The organism is Paenibacillus sp. FSL W7-1332 (assembly GCF_037969785.1).
Classification (GTDB): domain Bacteria; phylum Bacillota; class Bacilli; order Paenibacillales; family Paenibacillaceae; genus Paenibacillus_AQ.
The window spans coordinates 28872-52474 of record NZ_CP150209.1; the positions used below are offsets into that span (position 1 = coordinate 28872).

Annotated in this window: 24 protein-coding genes and 1 riboswitch; of the genes, 23 read left to right on the top strand and 1 reads right to left on the bottom strand. The window is 50.6% G+C overall.

Translation table 11 applies throughout. The features are described 5' to 3' along the window. The first annotated feature begins 78 nt into the window (after positions 1–78). The 12 genes from MKX98_RS00135 (at position 79) to MKX98_RS00190 (ending at position 11315) form a co-directional block, all read left to right on the top strand. Positions 79–843, top strand: coding sequence for a TatD family hydrolase (locus MKX98_RS00135; protein ID WP_220687039.1), 765 nt, complete (start codon positions 79–81; stop codon positions 841–843). 205 nt (positions 844–1048) lie between these two features. Next, positions 1049–1263, top strand: a riboswitch (cyclic di-AMP (ydaO/yuaA leader). 272 nt (positions 1264–1535) lie between these two features. Then, the gene (locus MKX98_RS00140; protein ID WP_220687038.1) at positions 1536–2723 is read left to right on the top strand and encodes a 3D domain-containing protein; all 1188 of its coding nucleotides are present in this window, start codon (positions 1536–1538) and stop codon (positions 2721–2723) included. A 185-nt stretch (positions 2724–2908) separates the two neighbouring features. Continuing rightward, positions 2909–3460 (top strand): ribonuclease M5, encoded by a 552-nt coding sequence (gene rnmV, locus MKX98_RS00145; RefSeq protein WP_194540294.1) that lies wholly within the window; start codon positions 2909–2911, stop codon positions 3458–3460. Further along, entirely contained in the window at positions 3457–4341 is an 885-nt protein-coding gene (gene rsmA, locus MKX98_RS00150) for a 16S rRNA (adenine(1518)-N(6)/adenine(1519)-N(6))-dimethyltransferase RsmA (RefSeq protein ID WP_194540295.1), read from the top strand. The genes rnmV and rsmA overlap by 4 nt, the downstream gene beginning before the upstream one ends. Positions 4342–4453: 112 nt before the next feature. After that, positions 4454–5356 (top strand): sporulation peptidase YabG, encoded by a 903-nt coding sequence (gene yabG / locus MKX98_RS00155; RefSeq protein ID WP_071221088.1) that lies wholly within the window; start codon positions 4454–4456, stop codon positions 5354–5356. Positions 5357–5645: 289 nt separating this feature from the next. Beyond that, positions 5646–5921, top strand: a complete 276-nt coding sequence (locus tag MKX98_RS00160) for a Veg family protein (protein WP_006207415.1) — start codon at positions 5646–5648, stop codon at positions 5919–5921. A 234-nt stretch (positions 5922–6155) separates the two neighbouring features. Further along, a complete protein-coding gene (locus tag MKX98_RS00165; RefSeq protein ID WP_009591920.1) occupies positions 6156–6338 on the top strand; it encodes a small, acid-soluble spore protein, alpha/beta type in 183 nt (60 codons plus the stop codon). Positions 6339–6516: 178 nt separating this feature from the next. Further along, positions 6517–7371, top strand: a complete 855-nt coding sequence (gene ispE, locus MKX98_RS00170; protein WP_216535570.1) for a 4-(cytidine 5'-diphospho)-2-C-methyl-D-erythritol kinase — start codon at positions 6517–6519, stop codon at positions 7369–7371. A 109-nt stretch (positions 7372–7480) separates the two neighbouring features. Beyond that, positions 7481–8308: a pur operon repressor gene (purR, locus tag MKX98_RS00175; RefSeq protein ID WP_071221086.1), complete on the top strand. Its 828-nt coding sequence runs from the start codon at positions 7481–7483 to the stop codon at positions 8306–8308. A gap of 182 nt (positions 8309–8490) precedes the next feature. After that, a complete protein-coding gene (gene spoVG, locus MKX98_RS00180; RefSeq protein WP_006207419.1) occupies positions 8491–8775 on the top strand; it encodes a septation regulator SpoVG in 285 nt (94 codons plus the stop codon). A 110-nt stretch (positions 8776–8885) separates the two neighbouring features. Beyond that, positions 8886–10280, top strand: coding sequence for a bifunctional UDP-N-acetylglucosamine diphosphorylase/glucosamine-1-phosphate N-acetyltransferase GlmU (gene glmU / locus MKX98_RS00185; protein ID WP_194540297.1), 1395 nt, complete (start codon positions 8886–8888; stop codon positions 10278–10280). 81 nt (positions 10281–10361) lie between these two features. Continuing rightward, positions 10362–11315, top strand: a complete 954-nt coding sequence (locus tag MKX98_RS00190; RefSeq protein ID WP_006207421.1) for a ribose-phosphate diphosphokinase — start codon at positions 10362–10364, stop codon at positions 11313–11315. A 156-nt stretch (positions 11316–11471) separates the two neighbouring features. On the opposite strand, the gene MKX98_RS00195 is transcribed toward MKX98_RS00190, so the two are convergent. Beyond that, the gene (locus tag MKX98_RS00195; RefSeq protein ID WP_071221084.1) at positions 11472–11672 is read right to left on the bottom strand and encodes a hypothetical protein; all 201 of its coding nucleotides are present in this window, start codon (positions 11670–11672) and stop codon (positions 11472–11474) included. A gap of 107 nt (positions 11673–11779) precedes the next feature. Here MKX98_RS00195 and pth point away from each other — a divergent pair, with 107 nt between their 5' ends. From pth to yabQ, 11 genes are all read left to right on the top strand, one after another. Beyond that, positions 11780–12343 carry an aminoacyl-tRNA hydrolase gene (gene pth / locus MKX98_RS00200; protein WP_076326543.1) on the top strand — a complete coding sequence of 188 codons (564 nt, stop codon included), beginning with the start codon at positions 11780–11782 and terminating at the stop codon, positions 12341–12343. A 101-nt stretch (positions 12344–12444) separates the two neighbouring features. Then, a complete protein-coding gene (locus MKX98_RS00205) occupies positions 12445–12675 on the top strand; it encodes an anti-sigma-F factor Fin family protein (protein WP_339224257.1) in 231 nt (76 codons plus the stop codon). 186 nt (positions 12676–12861) lie between these two features. Then, positions 12862–16389 carry a transcription-repair coupling factor gene (gene mfd / locus MKX98_RS00210; protein WP_194540298.1) on the top strand — a complete coding sequence of 1176 codons (3528 nt, stop codon included), beginning with the start codon at positions 12862–12864 and terminating at the stop codon, positions 16387–16389. After that, entirely contained in the window at positions 16373–17458 is a 1086-nt protein-coding gene (locus tag MKX98_RS00215) for a peptidylprolyl isomerase (RefSeq protein WP_194540299.1), read from the top strand. Before mfd ends, MKX98_RS00215 begins: the two co-directional genes overlap by 17 nt. A 326-nt stretch (positions 17459–17784) precedes the next feature. Further along, positions 17785–18327, top strand: a complete 543-nt coding sequence (spoVT, locus tag MKX98_RS00220; RefSeq protein WP_071221080.1) for a stage V sporulation protein T — start codon at positions 17785–17787, stop codon at positions 18325–18327. A 199-nt stretch (positions 18328–18526) separates the two neighbouring features. Next, positions 18527–20206, top strand: coding sequence for a polysaccharide biosynthesis protein (locus MKX98_RS00225; protein ID WP_339220811.1), 1680 nt, complete (start codon positions 18527–18529; stop codon positions 20204–20206). Positions 20207–20299: 93 nt separating this feature from the next. Continuing rightward, the gene (gene mazG, locus MKX98_RS00230) at positions 20300–21814 is read left to right on the top strand and encodes a nucleoside triphosphate pyrophosphohydrolase (RefSeq protein WP_194540301.1); all 1515 of its coding nucleotides are present in this window, start codon (positions 20300–20302) and stop codon (positions 21812–21814) included. A 166-nt stretch (positions 21815–21980) separates the two neighbouring features. Beyond that, positions 21981–22253, top strand: coding sequence for an HU family DNA-binding protein (locus MKX98_RS00235; protein WP_009591918.1), 273 nt, complete (start codon positions 21981–21983; stop codon positions 22251–22253). Then, positions 22253–22531: an RNA-binding S4 domain-containing protein gene (locus tag MKX98_RS00240; RefSeq protein ID WP_076326537.1), complete on the top strand. Its 279-nt coding sequence runs from the start codon at positions 22253–22255 to the stop codon at positions 22529–22531. Before MKX98_RS00235 ends, MKX98_RS00240 begins: the two co-directional genes overlap by 1 nt. Before the next feature lie 218 nt (positions 22532–22749). Then, positions 22750–23031 carry a sporulation protein YabP gene (yabP, locus tag MKX98_RS00245; protein ID WP_009591926.1) on the top strand — a complete coding sequence of 94 codons (282 nt, stop codon included), beginning with the start codon at positions 22750–22752 and terminating at the stop codon, positions 23029–23031. Further along, positions 23028–23597 (top strand): spore cortex biosynthesis protein YabQ, encoded by a 570-nt coding sequence (gene yabQ / locus MKX98_RS00250; RefSeq protein ID WP_194540302.1) that lies wholly within the window; start codon positions 23028–23030, stop codon positions 23595–23597. The genes yabP and yabQ overlap by 4 nt, the downstream gene beginning before the upstream one ends. The last annotated feature ends 6 nt before the right edge of the window (positions 23598–23603 follow it).

The following is a 23603-nucleotide window of genomic DNA, read 5'->3' on the forward strand; positions in this document are numbered from 1 at the left end:
CATTTGGTTTATCTGCAATTTACCCAGCTAATGGAATATATACGACACAGAAACGACAGGAAGGAGAGTGTGGATTTTATGTTGTTCGACACGCACACTCATATGGATGCTCCCCAATTCGACGAAGACCGGGAAGAGGCAATCCAGCGGGCGCTCGAAGCCGGCGTGACCCGGATGATCAATATTGGATTTAACCGGGAGACGATTCCGACTACGATGAAGCTGGCAGAAACTTATGATTTTATATATGCAGCGGTAGGCTGGCATCCTGTAGACGCCATTACCATGGAGGATCAGGACCTGGATTGGATCGCCTCTTTGTGCAGTCACGAGAAAGTGGTGGCTATAGGAGAGATCGGTTTGGACTATTATTGGGATACGTCTCCGAAAGAAGTTCAGCACCGAGTGCTTCGGCGTCAGATCGGACTGGCCCGGGAATTGAACATGCCGATTGTCATTCATAATCGGGATGCGCATGAAGATATCGTGAGAATTTTGCGCGATGAAAAAGCCTCCGAGGTGGGCGGTGTCATGCATTCCTTCTCCGGAAGCTGGGAAACGGCCAAAATATGTCTCGATATGGGATTCCATATTTCGTTTGGCGGGCCGATTACCTTCAAAAATGCAAAGCAGCCCAAAGAGGTTTTGGCGCAGGTTCCGCTTGATCGATTATTGATCGAAACGGACTCCCCTTACCTAACACCTCATCCCTTCCGCGGGAAACGAAATGAGACCGCTTATGTAAAATTGGTGGCGGAGGCGGCAGCCGAAATTAGAGGGTTGTCCTATGAGGAATTGGCCCAAATTACCACCCAAAATGCGCTGGAACGATTTGGTATTTAACGAAAACGAGAGCAAAAGCGATGAAAAAGGGAGCATTTTCGATTAATTAAAGTTTTTTAATCAGAAAAGGCGTTGATATTACAATATTTTAACCTTTTACATGAGAAAATGTGGTTGAATGTTGCTTTACAACCTGCATACAAACAGGATATCATCTTTTCAGTGATAAGAAGCTGCGATGTGCAGATCGCGGCCGAATATTTCATGAACCGTCTCGCTTAATCTCCGAAATTTTGGGGAACGGGGGAACCGATACCGCCGTGCATACTGGTCTGAATGCGCGCAGCTGTATTTGATTTCTTTTTCGGGTCTTTGGGGTGAATTTGAAGGATCTCGCCATGAGCGGGTATCCGGATCTAGGGCGTCTCTCTTACGTCCGAACCCGACAGCTAACTCCGTAAGCGAAATAAGAGGGGAATTCTCGTGCATACCATTTCCATGATTCTAATCATCAGGAAGCCACGTTAGAGCCTCTAGTACTCTTTCAATGGCTTTCTTTTATTTTTGAATAATGGAGAGGGGATCATCATACTCTTGGTAAACAAGGGGTGGTGGTACATGGACGAAAAAGACGGGAATTGACGCAGGGTGTAGATAGATAGCAGGGCGCCTTGTGAGAAAAATTGCTATAGTCACGTCAAATGCATTCATGCGTTTACCTAGACGGCGGGACTATGAAGGAGGATGGAATAGTGGGCATTTTTCAACCTGAAGAAACCCATGAATCACAATCATCCAGCATGTCTTACGCATTGAGATGGAAGCATGACAATTTGCGTCAACTGATGTTGCTCGGTGCCATGGGTGCCGTTACGGTATCACTTCTCATATCGTTGGTCGTACATGATCAGGCAGGCAAGGAGGTTCAGCTTGTCGTCGATGGTCGTGTCACCACAGTAGAAACACGTGGATCATTGCTGCAGGAATTGCTGGATGAGCAAGCGATCACGTTGAGTCCTCAGGATCAGATTTCGATGCCTTTAAACGGCGCGATCCAGGATGGAGACCGGATCATCATTGACCGGGCAATTCCAGTCAAAGTTACAGTAGGCAGCACAACCAAAACCATATTTACATCCCAGGATACGGTTGATCATGTACTTAAAGAGGCTGGTATTACGATCCAGGGTGAAGATATAGTACAACCGGCACAGAACACGAAGCTGACCAGCAATATGAATATCGATGTCGTTCGCGTCACGAAACAAAAAGTTAAGGAGACGGAGGATCGCAATTTCCGCGTGATCAAAACAGCCGACCCATCGCTTGAGAGAGGGGATAACCGCGTTATTCAGCGGGGCGAGCCTGGTCTCATGGTGAACCATTATGAGAAGGTCTACCACAATGGCAAGCTGGTTTCCAAGACGAAGGTCTCCCAAGAGATTGAACGCAGAACGAAGGATAAAATCATTGCCGTTGGCACGAAAAAAGTAGAGAAGCCTGTCATCGTTCAGGCGGCAGCCACCGATGTAAAGGCTAAACCGGCTAAATTGACCGGCACGAAAAAAGTAACGACCGCCAAGGCTGTCGAGAACAACGTGGTTTCTCGGGCAGGCGTTGATTTTAAATACAGCAAGGTATTGAACAACGTGTCGATGACGGCGTATTCCGCTGAGCAGCAGGGAATCGGTACACGCACTGCATCCGGTACACGCGTTACAGAAGGACGCACCATCGCCGTTGATCCTAACATCATCCCGATCGGCTGGTGGGTCTATATCGAAGGCATTGGCTTCCGTCGTGCAGAAGATACGGGCGGTGCCATCAAAGGCAACAAAATCGATGTGTATTATGATTCACTGAAATCGGCCATAAACTTCGGCCGGAAGAGCGGCCGCACCGTTTACGTGATCGGTCCGGTTAAACCTGAATTGAACTAGACGCATGAATTCCAATTTACAATACCATTCTAATGCTATACTATTTAGCTTATAATATATAATGATGAAGAAGAGGGAATATTTCCTCTTCTTTTGTTTTGTTAAGAACGGAGTATATAGGGCTAAGTTGGTAGAACCTAGAGGTTGTACAAGCCTGTTTTCTTGGGAAGGAAGAGAACAAACGCATGATTAAAGAAGTGATTGTTGTGGAAGGCAGAGACGATACCGTTGCCATTAAACGGGCCGTAGAAGCAGATACGATCGAAACGGGCGGCTCAGCGATCAATAAACAAATCCTGAAACGCATAGCGCTTGCTCAGGAGCGCAGAGGCGTTATTATATTAACCGATCCTGACCATGCAGGGGAGCGGATCCGCAAAATTGTGGATCAGGGTGTCCCTGGCTGCAAGCATGCCTTTATTCCGGAAGCGGATGCTACCCGCAAAGGGGATATCGGCGTAGAGAATGCCTCGCCAGAAGCGATACGGCGTGCGCTGGAGCGGGTACATACCTCCTTTGAGGGCGGAGAGAGCCTGATCAGTCTGGAGGACATGCTGGAGGCAGGATTATCAGCCCATCCGGAGGCTGCTGCAAGGCGTATGACGATGGGAAACCTGCTCGGGATCGGATATTGCAACAGCAAGCAATTCCATAAACGATTGGCCATGTTTCAAATATCGCGGGAAGAATTTCTGGCCGCACTTTCACAGCTGGAAGAAGGGGGCGTAAGCCAATGAATCGGATCGAGGATATATCAACACCAAGACGGACGAAGGAGATCATCTCACGGCATGGATTCTCCTTCAAGAAGAGTCTGGGTCAAAACTTTCTCATCGATCAGAATATATTGTATAAAATCGTGGAGGCTGCAGGACTGGATGAAGATAAGGGAGCGCTTGAGATCGGTCCTGGGATCGGTGCGTTAACCGAGAAGCTGGCACAGACGGCAGGAACCGTCACCGCGGTCGAAATTGATCAGCGCCTGATTCCCATCTTGCGGGAGGTCCTGGAGCCCTATGAGAATGTGAAGGTGCATCATGGGGATGTCCTGAAGGTGGATCTTCATGAGCTGTTCCGTCAGGATTTTGCGGGCGTATCGAAGGTAAGTGTGGTTGCGAATCTGCCGTATTATGTGACGACGCCGATTCTCATGAAGCTGCTGGAGGAGAAGCTGCCGCTGGAGAATATCGTGGTGATGATTCAGAAAGAAGTGGCAGAGCGGATGGCGGCCGCACCGGGAAGCAAGGATTACGGCAGCCTTAGCATTGCCGTTCAATATTACAGTGAGCCTAAGCTGGTCTGTATTGTGCCGCATACGGTGTTTATTCCGCAGCCGAATGTCGCTTCGGCCGTTATTCGCTTGGCGGTACGGGAACAGCCTCCTGTCAGCGTAGAAGATGAAAGCTTCTTCTTCGAGGTGGTCCAGGCCTCTTTCGCACAGCGGAGGAAGACGATTGCCAACAATCTGAAGAGCCGGTTCTTTCCGGGAGAAGGCCGTGAACGGCTGGAGCAGCTGCTGCAGGAGGCGGGCATCGAGCCTTCACGGCGCGGCGAGACCCTTAGTATTGAAGAGTATGCCCGGCTTAGCAACATATTGTACAACGCGGATATTCGTTAATACAGCCATTAGAGCGCCCATAGACCCGCGGAAGGTCTCGACGCGATAAATTGATGTTTCCAAGAACCAATAGTCACAGTGGCCCATACCATAGGGTAGGGGTGATGTTGTGATGAACTTGGGAGACTTGGTCGTTCGTAAATCCTACGGCGGCGATGTAACGTTCCGGGTAGAAGGCATGCGGCAAAATAACAATATCGTCATCAAAGGGACGGAATTCCGGTTACTGGCCGATGCTCCCGTTGATGATCTGGTCACGGTCCCGCATCCCACCTTAAGCGAACGAACAAAGCAGGCACAGATCAAAGCCAATGAGTCGCTGGACCGCCTGCAGAAGCACAGACAGGAGCAGAGCGAGCGTCAACTGGCCAGCCTGCGCAATATCGAAGGCGGCCAGCTTGCGGATAAAGGATATTTTGACGTGCCGGGCAAAGTGCTGCATTTGGATGGGGATCCCCAATACCTGAAGAAGAGTTTGACCTTGTACAATCAGCTTCGGGTCCCAGCGGAAGGCCATTATATCAATGAGTCGGGGATGGCCGATTCATTATATCGTCTTCTTCCGCGGGTAAGACCTGATATCGTGGTCATTACAGGTCATGATGGAGTTCTGAAGAGACGACAGCCATACGATTTATATAGCCTGGACAGCTATAAAAATTCACACAACTTTGTCACGGCCATTCAGGTAGCACGTCAATATGAGCGGAATCTGGATTCCCTGGTCATTGTAGCCGGAGCGTGCCAATCGCATTTTGAAGCGCTGCTGCAGGCAGGAGCCAATTTTGCCAGCTCGCCGGGGCGAATCCTCATTCATGCCCTGGATCCCGTCTACGTTGCCGCCAAGGCAGCCTATACGTCGGTCAGGGATACCGTGAACATTCATGATGTCGTTCATCATACGATCAGCGGCAGCCAGGGCGTGGGCGGAATCGAGACGAGAGGCAGCTACCGGATCGGTCTGCCCAAGCTGCAGGATTTGTCCACATTGAAGGTTACGCCTTCGGTCAGTTAGGCTCATACTGTGTGCTGAAAGAGGCTTATCGGCCGTTGAAGAAAGACCCGAGAAGAACCCCACAAGCTGGGGTTTTTTATTTTTTGTTTCAATTCTTTAAGAATGTTGTCAAAAAAAATACATAAAGCTTGTCAATTTAGCACATATTAAAGCAAATGCACACGAGAAATACAGGGTCAAAAAAAATACGTTGACAATATATTTTTGATGCTGATATAATTAATGTTTTTGAATTGACAAATGACTGAATCTTTTGTATAATGGACAAGGAAAGAGGTGGTCGTCGACAATGGCTAAAAACGCGCTGTTGGAAATCAAACGCAGTCTCGATGCCCATTTAGGGCAAAAAATTACGCTTCGGGCTAACGGTGGCCGTCGGAAGACCGTCGAGCGTACTGGTGTTTTGGAAGAAACGTACCCTTCTGTTTTCATTGTGAAGCTGGATCAAGACCAGCAAACTTTTAAACGTGTGTCCTACAGTTATGCCGATATTCTGACCGAAACCGTGGAAATCATGGTAACCGGTGATGACAACGAGATGCGAATCACCTATATCAAGTCATAACGATATGTCATGAGAGAGCAGTCTCCACTTACAGGGAGGCTGTTTTTTGTTGCCATCGAACCGGGGAGAATGACAAGCGAAAATTAAACGCATACTAAGGCTGCGCGAGGCCTTCTTTATCCGTTCCATATGCGGAGATGAAGGTTAAGCTTGCAGGGGGTCGTAAAAGGTCACTGCATCGCGCCGGATGCTGTTCATGCCATACTCAATACATTTTCCAAGGAGGCGGGATTGATGAGCAGGAGAAGACGAAGCATTATGTCCGATCAATTGAAGACCGAATTGGCTAAGGAATTGGGATTCTACGATACCGTGGAAAAAGAAGGCTGGGGAGGCATTAAGGCCAAGGATGCCGGCAACATGGTAAAACGGGCGATTGAGCTCGCCGAGCGGGCAGCCCGCAAATCCGATCTGTAAGAGAAAGACCCTAACGCGGCAGGGGCTTCCGGTTAAGCGGAAGCCCCTGTTTGTTTACCTCCATCAAACGGTCCCATGACTTCAAAGCCTGAGTTTGTTAATATAGAGGCATTAGATGTTTTTCCTCGAATATGTTAAGTTCAAGCATATGGGAAAAGCTAAGGATAGGTGAACGTTCTTGAAAATATACGAAAAAGCACCGGCCAAAATCAATTTGATGCTGGATGTACTTCATAAACGTCCTGACGGCTTTCATGAGGTAGAGATGGTCATGACGATGATCGACCTCGCCGATCGGCTCGAAATGTCCGAACAGAAGCGGGACACCATCATCATCACCTCACAGGCAGGGTACATACCGTTGGACGAGAAGAATTTGGCCTTTCAGGCAGCAAGACTAATTAAAGAGCGCTACGACGTGAAACAGGGTGTACATATTCACCTGGACAAAAAAATTCCCGTTGCCGCTGGGCTGGCAGGAGGCAGCAGTGATGCAGCGGCAACACTGCGCGGCTTGAACCGCCTCTGGGGACTGGGTATCCCCCAGGAGGAGCTGCTCGCGCTGGGGGCAGAGCTCGGCTCGGATGTGCCGTTCTGCGTAACGGGCGGCACCGCACTGGCTACAGGGCGCGGCGAGGTACTCACGCCGATCCCGAATCCGCCGCAGTGCTGGGTGATCGTGGCGAAGCCGCCGATCAACGTGTCGACGGCGGAAGTGTACGGCCGTTTGCGCAGCGAGCAGATTCAGCGCCACCCATCGGCAGAGCGCATGGTAGAGGCGCTTACGCAAGGCAGCTTCCAGCAGATGTGTCAATCGCTGGGTAACGTTCTGGAGGAGGTTACCTTGAAGATGCACCCGGAAGTTCAGCAGCTGAAGGAAGGAATGCTGAAATTGGGAGCTGACGGCGCGCTCATGTCCGGAAGCGGTCCTACGGTCTTCGGCTTGGTCTCCAAGGAATCCAAGGTAGCCCGAATTTATAATGGCCTGCGGGGGTTCTGCAAGGAAGTGTATGCCGTTCGCCTGCTGACTTAGAAACGGTTATGTTTGACAATTCGGGGTCGAATTTCAAACAAAGTTGTATAAATACGTACAAAGGTGTTATATTTAACATATAATATTCGGATTTAGCGAGGAACCCTAGGTGAAAAAATTAAAACGAAGCGAACGATTGGTCGATATGACCCAATATTTACTATCTAAACCGCATACGCTGATTCCGCTGACGACGTTCGCCGAGCGATATGGAGCAGCCAAGTCATCCATCAGTGAGGATTTGGCGATTATTAAGGACGTGTTCGAGAGTGAGGGACTCGGAGAGCTTCAGACCCTGGCCGGCGCAGCGGGAGGAGTCAGATACATTCCGAAGCTGCGCAAAGATCATGCCTTGCGGTTTGCGGAGGAGCTGTGCCAGCAGCTTCAGCAATCGGATCGGATTTTGCCGGGCGGATATTTGTACATGTCTGATCTGCTTGGACAACCTTCACTGATGAACGAGGCGGGCAAGATCATTGCCACGGCGTTCGCCGACCGGGATATCGATGTGGTCATGACCGTAGAGACCAAAGGGATTCCACTGGCTTATGCGACAGCGGCCCAACTGAACCTGCCGGTCGTACTAGTTCGCCGGGACCATCAAGTGACCGAAGGGTCGGCCGTAAGCATCAATTATGTGTCGGGCTCGCACAAGAGCATCCATACCATGTCATTATCCCGCCGGGCGCTCAAGGAACGCTCCCGCGTGCTGATCGTGGATGATTTTATGAAGGCAGGCGGGACCATTCAGGGAATGGTTGACCTGCTGGGTGAATTTAATGCTGAAGTCGCAGGTGTCGGTGTGCTGGTAGAGTCGGGAGCGGTGGAAACCGAGGAAAGACTTCTGGAGGACTATATTTCACTGGCCATCTTAAGCGATGTGGACTCCAAAACGAAGAGAATTACCGTCAACCCTGGTAATTATTTCGAAAAATAGAGTCGCGATATTTGTCGATATAATAGCGTTTTCATTCGAATTAGCCCGAAGTCTGTCGAAAATATCACATTCTAAAAAAAATTCCTGTTTTTAGGACATTTTGTATTAGAAAAAGAAGGATTTCTGGTTTGCTGTGTGGAATTATACACCAAGTCTCTGATGGAAAAAGGTGGTGAACACATATGCAAATTACGGATGTCAGACTCCGCCGTGTTAACTCTGAGGGGAGAATGAAGGCAATCGCATCCATTACCATCGATAATGAGTTTGTCGTTCACGACATTCGCGTCATCGACGGAAATAATGGAATGTTTGTTGCAATGCCGAGCAAACGCACTCCTGATGGAGAATTCCGCGACATTGCCCATCCCATTTCTTCCGGTACTCGCGAGAAAATTCAATCGGCTGTATTGGCCGAGTATGAGCGAGCGGCTACTGAAGAAGAAGTGATTGAAGAAGGCGCTTAAGATTTACAATTGGGGTTCAAGGAAAAGAGAGCCATACCTGTGGCTCTCTTTTCTTTTTTTGTAGAATGATATATATTCAGTAGTGAGTTCAAGAGGAGGAGGCATGGCCCTTGAAAAGATTTGCTATTGTGCTCGCCGCTGGGCAGGGCAAACGTATGAAATCCAAACTATATAAAGTGCTGCATCCTGTTTGTGGCAAGCCGATGGTCGGACATGTATTGCAAACCGTACAACAGGTAAACTGTGAACGCAGTGTTGTGGTCGTCGGCCACGGCGCGGAAGCGGTTCGCACCTATCTGCAAGACGCAGCCGAGTATGTACTGCAGGAGCAACAGCTCGGAACGGGTCACGCCGTGAAGCAAGCCAAGGAATTACTTGGCGGCGAAGAAGGCTCCACGATTGTCATTTGCGGGGATACTCCTCTGGTGACGTCCGAGACACTGGAGAATCTTTTGAAGCTGCATGAGAGCAACAATGCGGCCGCTACGGTGCTTACCGCGCATATGGATAACCCGAAAGGCTACGGCCGGGTCATTCGAGGCGAGGATGGCAGCGCACTTCGGATTGTTGAGCAGAAAGATTGCAGTCCGGAAGAGGACGCCGTCACTGAAATTAATACCGGTACCTATTGTTTTGACAATAAAAAGCTATTTGCTGCACTGGACAATGTAACCAACCAGAATGCGCAGCAGGAATATTACCTGACCGATTGCATCGGTATTCTGAAACAAGCCGGCGAGACCGTGCTTGCTTATCAGACGGATGATTACGCGGAATCGATTGGCGTCAACGACCGTCTGGCGCTGTCGGAAGCCGAAGGCTTCATGAGAGAACGCATCAACCGCACGCACATGTTGAACGGTGTTACGATCATTGACCCGTCATCAACCTATATCGGGGCTGATGTTAAGATTGGTTCAGATACCGTGCTATATCCCGGTACCGTCCTGAAAGGAAATACGGTGATCGGTGAAGATTGCGTGATAGGACCGGATTCCGATATCGAGGATTCCGTTATTGCGGATGGTGCCAGCGTCAAACATTCGGTGCTCAGCAGTGCTGAAGTCGGCTCTCGGACCTCTGTAGGACCGTATGCTTATCTTCGTCCAGGCGCCAAGCTGGGGGATGATGTAAAGGTGGGGGACTTCGTTGAAGTGAAGAACGCCACGATTGATAACGGCTCTAAAGTATCTCATCTCAGTTATGTGGGTGATGCCAAAGTCGGCAAAAACGTTAATATCGGCTGCGGTGCGATTACAGTCAACTATGATGGTTATAATAAGTCCATTACCGAAATTGAAGATGATGCATTTATCGGCAGTAATGTGAATTTGATTGCACCGGTGAAGGTGGGCAAAGGCGCATTCGTTGTTGCAGGCTCTACCATAACGGATTCCGTTTCGGATAATGATCTGGCCATCGCCAGACAGCGTCAGGAGAACAAGCCAGGGTACGCAGAGAAGATCCGGGAACGCGCTATCGCCAAGAAGAACAAGAAATCGTAATTATCCCTGCTTCCTTTACCAAGATATGAAGCGGTGATCGGATACCTAATTCAACGAACCAGCACGGAGGGTTTTTATTCTATGACTTATCTTGATTCTAAATTAAAAATATTCACGTGTAATTCCAATCCTAAACTTGCCCATCAAATCGCCGATTATATCGGCATTCCGATGGGGGAATCGCATACAACCAGCTTTAGCGACGGCGAGATTCAAGTAAAGCTCTCCGAGAGCGTGCGGGGCTGCCATGTTTATATTGTGCAGTCCACCTGCTTGCCGGTGAATGATAACCTGATGGAACTGCTGGTTATGGTGGATGCGCTCAAGCGGGCATCCGCGAAGAGCATCAACGTGGTTATTCCGTATTACGGATATGCCCGTCAAGACCGCAAAGCGCGTTCGCGGGATCCGATCACCGCTAAGCTGGTTGCGAATCTGATCGAAAAAGCAGGAGCTCATCGTGTCATTACGATGGATCTGCATGCGATGCAGATTCAGGGATTTTTCGATATTCCGGTGGATCATCTGCTCGGGGTGCCGATTCTTGCCCAATATTTCCGTTCAAAGCAGATCGAGAACCCTGTCGTTGTATCTCCGGATCATGGCGGTGTCGTTCGCGCGAGAAAGCTTGCTGATTTCCTGAATGCACCGCTGGCGATTATCGATAAACGCCGCCCTGAGCCGAATGTCAGTGAAGTCATGAACATTATCGGGAATATCGAAGGCAAGACCGCCATTCTGATTGATGACATTATCGATACCGCCGGTACGATTGTGCTGGGTGCCAATGCGTTGATGGAAGGCGGCGTTAAGGAAGTCTACGCGTGCTGTACACATCCGGTTCTCTCGGGCCCTGCCCATGAGCGCCTGGAAAACTCCCCGCTGAAGGAAGTTGTTGTAACAGACACCATTCCGATCACCAATCCGAACCCGAGCAGCAAGCTGACGGTATTGTCGGTTGCTCCGTTGATGGGTGAAGCCATCATCCGGGTTCATGAGGAATTGTCGATTAGTAAATTGTTTGAAATAGAATAATAAACCGTGTAAAGGCAGGGTTACATCTCCTCATGAGGAGATGTAACCCTTGTCGGCTATGGCGACTTTGTAGCTTGGATTAAGCAAGAGCAGGTGAACAGCCTGGGAGAAAACGTTTTCATAATTTCAGCCTGATAATACGTGCTGCGCAGGCTATCAATATCCGGGCCTGGAGATGAAAGTGAACGTGTTCCGGTTGTATAGCGTCCCCTCAAGCTCGACAAAGTAGGCGTCGACTGCAGTGATCAGACCCACGTCGATGTGACAACCCAGTTCATAGACTTGAACAGGGATGCCATGCTTCATATGGTATTGAAAATGACTGTGGTGCGTTAATTTCTGTTCGAAAGCTTTCAATGCCGATTCACCTTCTTATGAGGGCATAACGCCGATAGGTTTTGTTCATATTGTACTCAGAAATGCGCAAAGAAGAAAGTATAAATCGTGAAAGGAATCAACCTGTGATGAAATGGATTGTCGGACTGGGCAACCCCGGTTCAAATTATGAGAAGACACGCCATAATGTTGGGTTCATGGCGCTGGATGCTCTGGCAGAGCGACACGGCATGAAGTTCAATCAGAATAAATGCAAATCGGTCATCGCGGAAGGGATGATTGGCGGCACTAAAACGGTCCTGATCAAACCGATGACGTTCATGAATCTTTCAGGCGAGGCCGTGCGTGCTTATATGGATTATTATAAAGTGAGTCTTGAGGACATGATTGTGGTCTATGATGATTTGGATACCGTCGTCGGTAAGATCCGCCTGCGATATCAGGGCAGTGCCGGAGGACATAATGGCATTAAATCCATTATTCAGCATACCGGGACGCAGAGCTTCAACCGCGTCCGAATGGGCATATCGAGGCCTGAGCCAGGTTATGCCATTGTGGATTATGTGCTGGGTACATTTCCGAAGAAAGAACGCGAACAACTGCAGAGCATGGTTGAGGAGACCTGTGACGCGCTGGAATTCAGTCTGGATCATACCTTTGAGCAGACGATGGCGAAGTTCAACAAGTCCTAGAGAAGCATTATAGGATGGAAGCAACCTGCCGGAAGATCGAAGTCTTAAACGAGGGAATTCCGGGCATACTGAAGGTATATACGACCTTCAGGAGGCATATGATGGCGATAACCTATGTTTGCAGACACTGTCGGGCTTTTCAGGGCCGCATCGATTCCAATCAAGTATCCGAAGCCCGTCTCGGATTTGATTCCTTGACCCCTGAGGAACGCAAGGATATAATAGCCTATGATTTTAACGGAGAAGTGATGGTACGGGTAACCTGCGATCATTGCAGAGAAGCCCTCGAAGCCCATCCGGAACTTAGCCTTTTGGCAAATCCCCTGCAATGAGAGTATAATGGGGTTAACGACGTTTTTTGGTAGAAGACATACAGCGGCAGGCCCTGCCGCTGCTCTAGCCTTGGCAGTTTTGCTCAAGGCTTCTTTTCGGTTATAATTTTTTGGCAATCGTCTAAAATTCCATGAGAAATAGAGTCTAGGAAATTCATTTCTTTTGCATAAGAGAGGTGCCCCCTTTTGTTACAAGCACTTATTGATGTATTTTCGAAGGATTCGGACTTCAAATCCATAACCGCTGGCGTTCAAGCCGGCATGAGGGAGCAATTGATCTCCGGTCTTTCCGGGTCGTCCAGACAGATCTTAATGGCTGCATTGCACCAGGACCAGCAGCGCCCGCTGCTCGTGGTCACTCATAATATGTTTTCAGCCCAGAAAATTGCGGATGATTTACAGGAAGCGCTCTCACCGGATCAAGTGTTATTATACCCGGCGAATGAGCTGGTAGCAGCCGAGTCGGCCGTTTCAAGCCCCGAGACTCTGGCGCAGCGGATTGATGTTCTCGTCCGTTGTGCAAGAGGCTTCCGGGGTATTGTCGTTGCGCCATTTTCCGGCGTGCGTCGCCTTCTTCCCGCTCCCGAAGTGATGTCCGATGCCCGAATCGTGCTCCATGACGGCGGTACACTCGTGCTGGAATCCTTTCTGAACCAGATGATTGAGATGGGATATGAACGGGTGGAGCGCGTCGAGAGCCGCGGCGAGATGAGTGTCCGCGGCGGTATCATCGATTTTTATCCGATGACAACGACCATGGCGTACCGCGTAGAACTGTTTGATGAGGATATCGACTCGATTCGTACCTTCGACCCGGCGGATCAGCGCTCGATTGATAAGGTCCGGGAAGTCACCATTACACCATGCAAGGAAATTATTGCCGATTCGGAGCGGCTTAGTCGCACAGCGGATACGGTGGCCCGTCTGCTGGAGACGCAGCTCGAACGCATGAGTGATCGTCAGGCCAAGCTCCGTTTGCGGGACGAAATACACCGGGAAGTTGAGATGCTGCGCGAGCGGATGTATTTCCCTGAAATCTATAAATATATCTCCCTGTTGTATCCGGAGAAGACCAATTTATATGATTACTTGCCGAAGGATACGATTCTGATTATGGATGAGCCTGCTCGCCTGTTAGAAACAGCCAAGCAGCTGGAGCGGGATGAAGCGGAATGGAATTTGCATCTGATGCAAAATGGCAAATCACTGCCGGATCTGCCGCTGTCGCTGGATACGGAAGAACTGATCTACCAGCATCCCTACCAGAGCCTGTTGATCTCCATCTTCCTGCGTCAGGTGCCAAGAATGCAGCCGCAAAATATCGTCAATATGATTACGCGCGGCATGCAGGATTTCCATGGACAGATGAACGTGCTCAAGGCCGAGATGGAACGCTGGAAGAAGTCGGGCGTTCAGGTCATGATGCTGGCAGGCGATGCAGAGCGGATGGACCGTATGCGGCGGGTGTTGCTGGACTATGGTATCGAAGAACCGGTGATGTATGAAGGGCATTTGCAAAATGGCTTCGAGATGCCTTCGGTCCATGCTGCTATTATTACAGAGAGTGAGATGTTCTCCTCGAAGCAGCGTAAAACACGCAAAACCACGAAGAATATGGACAACGCCGAGCGCATCAAGAGTTATACGGAGCTCAAAGTCGGCGACTATGTGGTGCATCAAAACCACGGTATCGGGAAATATATGGGGATCGGGACGCTCGAAATCAACGGAATCCATAAGGACTATATGCATATTTTGTATGCCGGGGGCGATAAGCTGTCCGTTCCGATTGAGCAGATCGATCTCATTCAGAAATATGTCGGTTCCGAAGATAAGGAGCCGAAGGTTTACAAGCTGGGTGGAAATGAATGGACACGGGTTAAGAACAAGGTTCGTTCTTCCGTTCAGGATATCGCCGACGATCTGATCAAGCTGTATGCCGAGCGTCAGTCTGCGCCTGGATACGGTTTTGAGAAGGATACGTCGGAGCAGCAGGAATTCGAGGACATGTTCCCATATGATGAAACACCCGATCAGCTTCGGGCCATTACCGAAATCAAAAAAGACATGGAACAAAACCGACCGATGGACCGGCTCCTGTGCGGTGATGTCGGTTACGGGAAAACGGAAGTGGCGGTTCGAGCTGCCTTTAAAGCGGCGATCGAAGGGAAGCAGGTTGCGGTGCTGGTACCGACAACGATTTTGGCCCAGCAGCATTACGAGACGTTCCGGGAGCGCTTCGCCAATTATCCGATCAACATTCAGGTGCTGAGCCGTTTCCGGAGCCGTAAGGAGCAGAATGAGACGATCAAGAAAGTAAAGCAGGGCTCCGTCGATATTCTGATCGGAACGCATCGACTGCTTTCGCAGGATATTGTGTTCAAGGATCTGGGACTGCTGATCGTGGATGAAGAGCAGCGATTTGGCGTTACGCATAAGGAGAAATTGAAGAAGCTGAAGACCAATGTCGACGTGCTGACGCTGACGGCAACGCCGATTCCGCGCACGCTGCATATGTCGATGCTCGGTGTTCGGGATTTGTCCGTGATCGAGACACCGCCGGAGAATCGTTTTCCAGTGCAGACTTATGTCGTAGAGCATAGCCAGACCCTGGTGCGGGAAGCGATCGAGCGGGAGCTGGCCCGGGGCGGTCAAGTTTACTATCTTTACAACCGGGTTCAGGGCATTCAGGAGATGGCAGCCCAGATATCCATGCTGGTACCGGAGGCCCGAGTGGGTGTGGGACACGGCCAAATGTCGGAAACGGAACTGGAGAAGACCATTCTCGACTTCCTCGACGGCGAATACGACGTATTGGTGAGCACAAGCATTATTGAGACGGGCGTGGATATCCCGAATGTCAATACGCTTATCGTGCATGATGCGGACAAAATGGGCCTCTCCCAGCTGTATCAGCTGCGCGGACGCGTCGGACGTTCCAACCGAATCGCATATGCTTATTTCACGTACCAACGGGATAAGGTGTTGACCGAAGTGGCCGAGAAGCGGCTGCAGTCCATTAAAGAATTTACGGAGCTTGGCTCCGGATTCAAGATTGCGATGCGGGACCTGTCGATTCGCGGTGCGGGCAACCTGCTCGGAGCGGAGCAGCATGGTTTTATTGCTTCCGTCGGGTTCGATTTGTATTCACAAATGCTGGCGGAGGAGATTCAAAAGCGCAAAGTCAGCATGTTGGGTGAGCCGCCATTGCCATCGAAGGACTGGAACACCTCCATCGATCTGGGGATTGATGCTTACTTGCCGTCTGATTACATTTATGACAGCATCCAGAAGATCGAAATTTATAAAAAAGTGGCTGTCGTTTCGTCTATCGACGAATCGGCTGAGCTTGAGGACGAGCTGCTTGACCGCTTTGGCGAGCTGCCGCTTGCGGTAAGTAACCTGCTTGCCGTATCCCGCTTGAAGGTATATGGTCGTACGTACGGGATCGACTCCATCATCCAGCGCGGCGATGATGTGCTGCTGCAGTTTTATGAAGGGCAGGACAAAGCGATTGATACAACAGGGCTTGCGCAAATTGGAAATATGTTCGAAAGACGTGTACAATTTGAACAAGGGCCGACTATGGCCATTCGAATCAAAGGCAAGGGACTTTCCGATCAACAACTGTTAGAATTGCTGGAGCAATTCCTGGAGGCCGCAAAAGGGCCATTCAACCTGAAGGGAGAACTACAAAATGCCGTCAAGAAATAACAAGGCATGGAAGACGTTTATTGTATCCATCACAGCAGTACTATCCATGTCGATGATCGCTGCGTGCGGAAACGACAAGACTAAGGGAACCGAAGATGATAATAGCAAAGTTATCGTCAAATATAAGGGTGGAGAAATTACCGAGAAGGAATTTGATCTGGAACAGCGCATGATTCAGTTCATGTCCCCGGAATACGCCCAATTTTTACAAATGGATGAATTTAAGGAGTATTTGGCGAAACAGGGGGTAGCCTATGAATACCTGTACGCCAAAGCTGACGATAAAGCGAAGGAAGCTGCCGGGAAGCAAGCGGATGATTTGTTAAAGCAGCAGAAGAGCGGAATGGGCGAGGAGCAGTTTAAAGCTGCTCTGGAATCGCAGAAATTGACGGAAGACGACCTCAAAAATTATATGCTTCGCGTCATGACCGTCATGGAGCACGAGAAGAATCAGGTAAAAGAAGAGGATATCAAGAAGGAATTCGATGCGAACAAGAAGGATTATACCAACATTAGCGTTCGTCATGTCCTGATTGGTTTTAAAGATACCGAAGGCAAGGAGAGACCTGAGGGAGAGGCGCTCAAAATTGCCAAGGAAGTACAGTCCAAGCTGAATAAAGGGGAGGATTTTGCTGCTTTGGCGAAGGAATACTCCCAGGACCCGGGCTCCAAGGACAGCGGGGGTCTGTACGAGAACAAACCCGCAGGCAGCTGGGTGCCTCAATTCAAGGAAAAGGCCTTAACGCTGGAACTGAACAAAATCAGCGATCCGGTAGAAACCGATTACGGCTACCATGTCATGAAAGTGGAGAAGCGTGAGGAAGTGTCTTACGACAAACTGCCTGCCGATCAGAAGGAAGGCATTCGAAATGAGCTGGCTTCGGCGAAGATTGACAACTTCATGCAGAATGAGCTTAACGACCTGATTGAGAGCATGAATCTTCCGAAAAGCGAGAATGCGGACAAGCCTGCCGAGGGCACGGGAGACCAGAAGACAGACGGTACAACCGACAAACCGGCGGAAGGTGATCAAACACCGGATGCAGGCAAGGACGACACAGGTAAATAAGCCCGCAGACAAGCGGTCGGGCAATGATATTGTAATGCGTTGGGGCAATGCCGGATGTATGGCCAGCGCACGCAAGAAATGGTGGGATCTTCGAATCCATAACGTGCGAAATCGCGCGTTATGGATTTTTTCTCCCCTGACGTCAGTCTCTTTCGAATGATATTTATTTTGGATTTCGCAACCAACAGAGGGTAGATGATGTATAAGGAATTGGGAATGGATGAATACTATGGTCAGACATTAACTCTTATATACCTGGGGACATCCTCTTCCCGAATGGAACAGTAGTTGAAAAATCTTCTTATGAAAGTGGGGCAACAAGTGACATGAAAGCTACTGGTATCGTCCGCCGTATTGATGACCTCGGGCGCGTGGTCATTCCAAAAGAAATTAGACGCACACTGCGGATTCGCGAAGGCGACCCGCTGGAAATTTTCGTTGACCGGGATGGAGAAGTCATTCTGAAGAAATATTCACCGATCGGTGAGTTGGGTGATTTTGCGAAGGAATATGCAGAGTCCCTTTATGAGAGCACAGGTCACATCACGATCATATCGGACCGTGATACATTTATCGCCGTAGCAGGCGGCTCCAAGAAGGAGTATTTGGACAAGCCAATCGGCAACCTTCTAGAAAACTGCATGGAAAATCGCAAGACAGTGCTGGAAAGCAACAGCGGTACGTATGAGATCAGCAAAGACAATCCGGAAACTCTGTCCGCATTTGTCGCTGCGCCTATCATTGCTGGTGGAGACCCGATTGGCAGTGTTGTGCTGCTGAACAAGGACGAATCCGTGAACATGGGTGAGATGGAAGTGAAGATGTCTGAAACTGCTGCAGGCTTCCTCGGCAAACAAATGGAACAGTAAGACGAGGACATGAATCCTTGGATGGAGACTCCCGCTGAACGTTGATCACAGGTCAATCGGCAGCTGGGAGTTTTTGTTGTCCGGTTTCTTTTTTTGTACCACGCTCACACCCTTGGTTATAATGATGTACATATGGCAGCATCTGAATGATGATGGGTCTATATTTACGGAAAAAGAAACTAGGGGATTGGAAGAGGATATGAAACCAGATCAAACAGGGGCAAGGCTTCTACAGGGAGCGTTTATTCTCAGTGCGGCCGCGCTTTTGTCCAAATTGATTGGCACACTGCAAAAAATACCGCTGCAAAATATGGGCGGGGATGCCGTCTTTGGCATCTACAATACGGTTTATCCGTTCTATATGATGATCATTACGATAGCGGCCGTCGGTTTCCCCGCAGCGGTCTCCAAATATGTGGCAGAATATGAGGCTGAAGGGCGCACAGAGGACGGTCATCGCCTGCTCCGCCTGTCATCCGCCTCGTTGGTGCTGTTCGGTCTGATTCTCGGCTTGCTGATGTATGTCTGCGCTCCGTGGATCGGGATGTGGATCGGAAGCAGTCAGGTTGTACCCGCCCTCCGCGCAGGCGCGTTGGCGCTGGCATTCGTGCCTTGGATGTCGGTCCTCCGCGGTTATTTTCAAGGGCTGCACAATATGGTGCCGACGGCGATTTCCCAGATTACGGAGCAAGTTGTCCGTGTCGGGGTTATGATTGTGCTGCTCCTTTACATGATACGGGCCGGCGCCGATTCCGACATGATTGCCGCCGGGGCCCTGCTAGGATCTGCTGCCGGTGGTGCTGCCGGTCTGGTGGTGATGGGAATCTACTGGCGCAAGCATCTCCGGGGAACTCGGAGTAAAGCACAAGGAAAAGTTGTCTACGGAATCAGAGCAGCGGGTATGAACGAAACGAGGATGCGTGCCGATGTATCTAGAGAGGGAGCAGGTGTTCTGCTTGGACGCCTGCTTGCTTATGGAATTCCGGTCTGTCTTAGTCTGCTCGCGGTTCCGCTGATTGGACTGGTGGATACCTTCACGGTGCCCCGGTTATTGACATCCGGCGGACTGGGCGAAGCAATGGCTATGGCAGAGTTTGGGGTCTATAACCGCGGACTGCCGCTTGTCCAGCTGGTTACGATGCTGGCTACTTCGTTGTCGGTTCTGTTTATCCCTGCCCTGGCAGAGGCCAAGTTCAAGGGAGAGTCCAGCCGGGTTGCAAGCCAAACCCGCATGGCCCTCCGCTGGTTTTGGCTGATCGGGATGACGGCCTCCGTAGGCTTGGCAGTGCTGGCTGAGCCGATTAACGTTATGCTGTACGAGGATGCCGCAGGAACGGTGACGATGCAGGTGATTGCCTTTACAGCCGCCGGGGGTACGCTGAGCACGATTACAGCCGCGCTGCTTCAAGGCATCGGCATTGTAAAGGCCCCGGCGGTTCATCTGCTGGCTGCGGCAGGGCTCAAGCTGCTGCTCAACCTGCTGCTGGTGCCGCAGTTTGGCATTACCGGCGCAGCTATCGCCGGCGTGGCCGCGCATCTGACCGCCGCCGCGCTCAACCTCGCGCTGCTCTCGCGAAGCGCCGGCGCCCGCCTTGACGCCGGCGGCATGCTCGCGAGGACGCTGCCGGTCCTCGCCGCGGTGGCGCTGGCCGCCTGGGCCGCAGGTGAGGCAGCCGGCGGCATTCTGGCGGCGGCCGGCTTCGCCCCAGGCCGCCTCACCCACGCGGCAGCGGGCCTGAGCGGCGTCGCGGCCGGATGCGGCGCCTTCCTTATCGGCGCCGCGCTCACGAAGCTCCTCACCGAGGAGGAGCTTCGGATGCTGCCGAAGGTCGGAAGACCACTGGCAGCCTTCTTGCGGGCCCTGCGTGTGCTGCGCTGAACCGGGCCGATTGTGAGATGTTTGATCTTCTGTGCTATAGTAGTGTACGATAATGACGTCGACAAGGCGGACGAAGACGAAAGGAAGTAGCGTATGAGTGCATCCATTACGGTGGTCGGCTTGGGTTCTGGCAATCCGGATCGATTGACGATAGGTATCATAAAAACCATGCAGCGGGCATCGAAGGTGTATGTGCGTACATTATCTCATCCCGTCATTGCTGCGTTGAATGAATTCCAGATTGAACCGGAATCGTTTGACCATGTGTATGAAGCGTATGACACCTTTCCCGAGGTGTACGAATCCATTGCATCCGCGCTAATCAACTTGGCCAAAGCTGCTGAGGAGGATCGCGAGATTGTCTACGCGGTGCCCGGGCATCCCATGGTAGCGGAGGCAACGGTTCGGTTATTACGGGAACGCTGCCCGGGAGAGCATGTGACGCTTACGGTGCTCGGCGGTGAGAGTTTTCTGGACGAGGCCTTCGTTCGCCTTGGTTTCGATCCCATTGAGGGCTTCCAGCTTCTCGATGCGGCTGAGCTTCGGGCAAGCGTCATCCAGCCGCAGCTGCATACCCTGATCGGCCAGGTGTATGACATGTTTACGGCTTCGGAAGTTAAACTGGCGCTGATGGAGCTGTATCCGGACGATTATCCAGTCATTGTCGGCCATGCGCTGGGCGTTGAGGGCGAAGAAGCGATACAGCAAGTACCGCTCTTTGAACTCGATCGCATCGACGGCTACGGGAATTTGTCGCTGATCTACGTACCCCGAAGCGATGACAGCACGTTAAGGCAGCGAACGTTTGCCCGGCTCCATGAGATCGTTGGCATTCTCCGCAGTCCTGAAGGCTGTCCGTGGGACCGCGAGCAGACCCACGAATCCATCCGCAAAAATCTCATCGAAGAAACCTATGAGGTATTGGAGACGATTGATGAGGATGATCCTGAGCATATGCAGGAAGAACTTGGGGATCTGCTGCTGCAGATTATGCTGCATTCCCAGATGGAAGAGGAGCTCGGTACCTTTACGGTGTATGATGTCATTCAAGCGCTGAATGACAAGCTGATCTTCCGCCACCCGCATGTCTTTGGCGAGAGCAGCGCCAAAGACGCGCAATCTGCCCTGCAGAACTGGGAGCAGATGAAAGCGGAAGAGAAGCGTCGCAAGGGGCTCTCACCTGAGAAAGCCTCGGCGCTGGATGGCATCCCGCGGGATCTTCCCGCCTTGATGAAGGCGTACAAGCTCCAGAAGAAGGCATCCAAGGTTGGTTTCGATTGGGATAATATCGAAGGTGTGTTCCAGAAGATTGAAGAGGAACTCGGTGAACTGAGGCAGGCGGTGACCGAGGGCCAGTCTGATGAGGACACAGCACTAGAGCTCGGCGATCTGCTGTTCGCGGTCTCCAATGCGGCAAGATTTATCGGTGCGGATCCGGAAGAGGCGCTCTCGAGAACGAACCGAAAGTTTGTCAGTCGCTTCAGCTACATAGAGGAGAAGCTTGCCGCCCAGGGGAAAACCTTGCAGGAAAGTACTCTGGACGAGATGGAAGCCCTATGGCAGGCCGCTAAATCGGGATCGGCACAAAACGGCGGTATCGACGTGTGAAAAGGGCAACTTTTCACGTAAAAAATAAAAAAATAGGGATTTGCGGCAGGAATTCCGCAAGGCATCCAGAATAATCATTAATGGTGAAATCTTGCAGGTTGCAAGGCGGTTTAACCGAATAACCGTAAAATCTTATATTTTTCTGATAATTGGGAGGATTTAATTCATGAACAAAACAGATCTGATCAACAACATTTCCGGTAAAAGCGGTTTGACAAAAAAAGACGTAGAGAACGTCCTGAACGGCTTCCTTGGTGAAATCACTGAAGCTTTGGCTAATGGCGATAAAGTTCAATTGATCGGCTTTGGTACATTCGAAACTCGCAAGCGCGCTGGACGTACTGGCCGCAACCCGCAAACGGGTAACACGATCGAAATTCCAGAATCCAACGTTCCTGCGTTCAAGGCAGGTAACAAGCTTAAAGAAGCCGTAAAATAATGCGCGTCGATAAATTCCTGAAAGTATCGAGGTTAATCAAGCGGCGTACCGTAGCGAAAGATGTATCGGATCAAGGTCGGGTGCTGATCAATGGCCGCGAGGCCAAGCCGAGCAGCACGGTTAAATTGGGCGACGAGATCACCGTCCAGTTTGGCCAGAAGCTGGTGACCGTCCGGGTCGAGCGTCTTACCGAGACAACCCGTAAAGATGAGGCGACCAGCCTCTACACCTTGGTCAAGGAAGAACCGATCGTTAAAGATCGCGGATTGGACTGGTAAGCAGCCCAAAGCCGTTCCATCAAACGTCCCTCTCACCATATGGTGTGGGGGGCGTTTTTATGTTTATCATGGATGTATAAACGATTGGAACTCCTGCTCTCTTTCTTTCGCCTGGCTTTCGTCGCAGCGTCACGATCATTCCTGAGGCGGTTGTTCTTCTTCCGGTTCTAAAGACAGGCACCTTCCCATAAGCTATTGTTAAAGGAGGGGTACATGCCATGATCGACCAAGGGAAGGGTAAGTTTCATGACCTGCGGATGCAGAACCGGAAGCTGCTGGACATAACGGGTGTCCAAAATGTGGAGAGCTTTGACAGTGAAGAATTTCTGCTTCAAACCGAGCTTGGGCATCTCACCATTCGGGGGCAAAATTTACATATTAAAAATCTCAGCCTGGAAGAGGGGCTTTTGTCGATTGAAGGTCAGGTGCATTCACTGATTTATTTGAATCCCGGTTCGCAGACCAAGAACAAGAGTCTGCTGGGTAAGCTGTTTAAATGAACCCCAGCGTACAATGGATCACGCTGCTCTGGATGCTCTTCTCCGGAGCAGCGATGGGAGTCGCCTTCGACAGCTACCGGGTGCTGGCAGGGCAGCTCCGTTTCCCGCGATGGTCCAAGCATACCCTGGACTTCCTTTACTGGATTGCGGCAGCCTTCTTCATTTTTCGCATGTTGTACGTGACCAATGACGGTCAACTGCGTTTTTATGTGTTTGTGGGCTTGTTTATAGGGGTTTGGATCTATTTTTTATTATGGAGTGTCATAACCCAGCGTTTTGTGGTAATGTTAATTCAAGTGACAAAAGGCTTAATGGCCTTTTTGTACAAGCTGTTCCGTATGTTAGTGTGGAATCCCATCAAAGGACTCCTAATGCTCATCTTGGGATTGTTAAGGTTTCTATGGAAGTTTCTCCTGTCGCTGTTGCGTTTAGTCCTTAAATGCCTCATGCCTTTTTGGCGACTCTTGAAATGGATGCTGAGACCGATCACATCCAGAGTCAGGCTGCCGGCATGGAGCAAGCAACTCGCGGACAAGGTTATTAAGGCGTGGAAGCGCTGGTTTTAGGAGGTA

Coding starts and splice junctions, on each gene's coding strand:
- rnmV (WP_194540294.1), top strand. CDS start 2,909: ATGATTAAAGAAGTGATTGTTGTGGAAGGCAGAGACGATACCGTTGCC.
- yabG (WP_071221088.1), top strand. CDS start 4,454: ATGAACTTGGGAGACTTGGTCGTTCGTAAATCCTACGGCGGCGATGTA.
- mazG (WP_194540301.1), top strand. CDS start 20,300: ATGAGTGCATCCATTACGGTGGTCGGCTTGGGTTCTGGCAATCCGGAT.
- MKX98_RS00205 (WP_339224257.1), top strand. CDS start 12,445: ATGGCGATAACCTATGTTTGCAGACACTGTCGGGCTTTTCAGGGCCGC.
- MKX98_RS00190 (WP_006207421.1), top strand. CDS start 10,362: ATGACTTATCTTGATTCTAAATTAAAAATATTCACGTGTAATTCCAAT.
- yabP (WP_009591926.1), top strand. CDS start 22,750: ATGATCGACCAAGGGAAGGGTAAGTTTCATGACCTGCGGATGCAGAAC.
- spoVT (WP_071221080.1), top strand. CDS start 17,785: ATGAAAGCTACTGGTATCGTCCGCCGTATTGATGACCTCGGGCGCGTG.
- MKX98_RS00165 (WP_009591920.1), top strand. CDS start 6,156: ATGAGCAGGAGAAGACGAAGCATTATGTCCGATCAATTGAAGACCGAA.
- MKX98_RS00225 (WP_339220811.1), top strand. CDS start 18,527: ATGAAACCAGATCAAACAGGGGCAAGGCTTCTACAGGGAGCGTTTATT.
- MKX98_RS00135 (WP_220687039.1), top strand. CDS start 79: ATGTTGTTCGACACGCACACTCATATGGATGCTCCCCAATTCGACGAA.
- MKX98_RS00160 (WP_006207415.1), top strand. CDS start 5,646: ATGGCTAAAAACGCGCTGTTGGAAATCAAACGCAGTCTCGATGCCCAT.
- yabQ (WP_194540302.1), top strand. CDS start 23,028: ATGAACCCCAGCGTACAATGGATCACGCTGCTCTGGATGCTCTTCTCC.
- spoVG (WP_006207419.1), top strand. CDS start 8,491: ATGCAAATTACGGATGTCAGACTCCGCCGTGTTAACTCTGAGGGGAGA.
- MKX98_RS00240 (WP_076326537.1), top strand. CDS start 22,253: ATGCGCGTCGATAAATTCCTGAAAGTATCGAGGTTAATCAAGCGGCGT.
- pth (WP_076326543.1), top strand. CDS start 11,780: ATGAAATGGATTGTCGGACTGGGCAACCCCGGTTCAAATTATGAGAAG.
- MKX98_RS00215 (WP_194540299.1), top strand. CDS start 16,373: ATGCCGTCAAGAAATAACAAGGCATGGAAGACGTTTATTGTATCCATC.
- MKX98_RS00235 (WP_009591918.1), top strand. CDS start 21,981: ATGAACAAAACAGATCTGATCAACAACATTTCCGGTAAAAGCGGTTTG.
- rsmA (WP_194540295.1), top strand. CDS start 3,457: ATGAATCGGATCGAGGATATATCAACACCAAGACGGACGAAGGAGATC.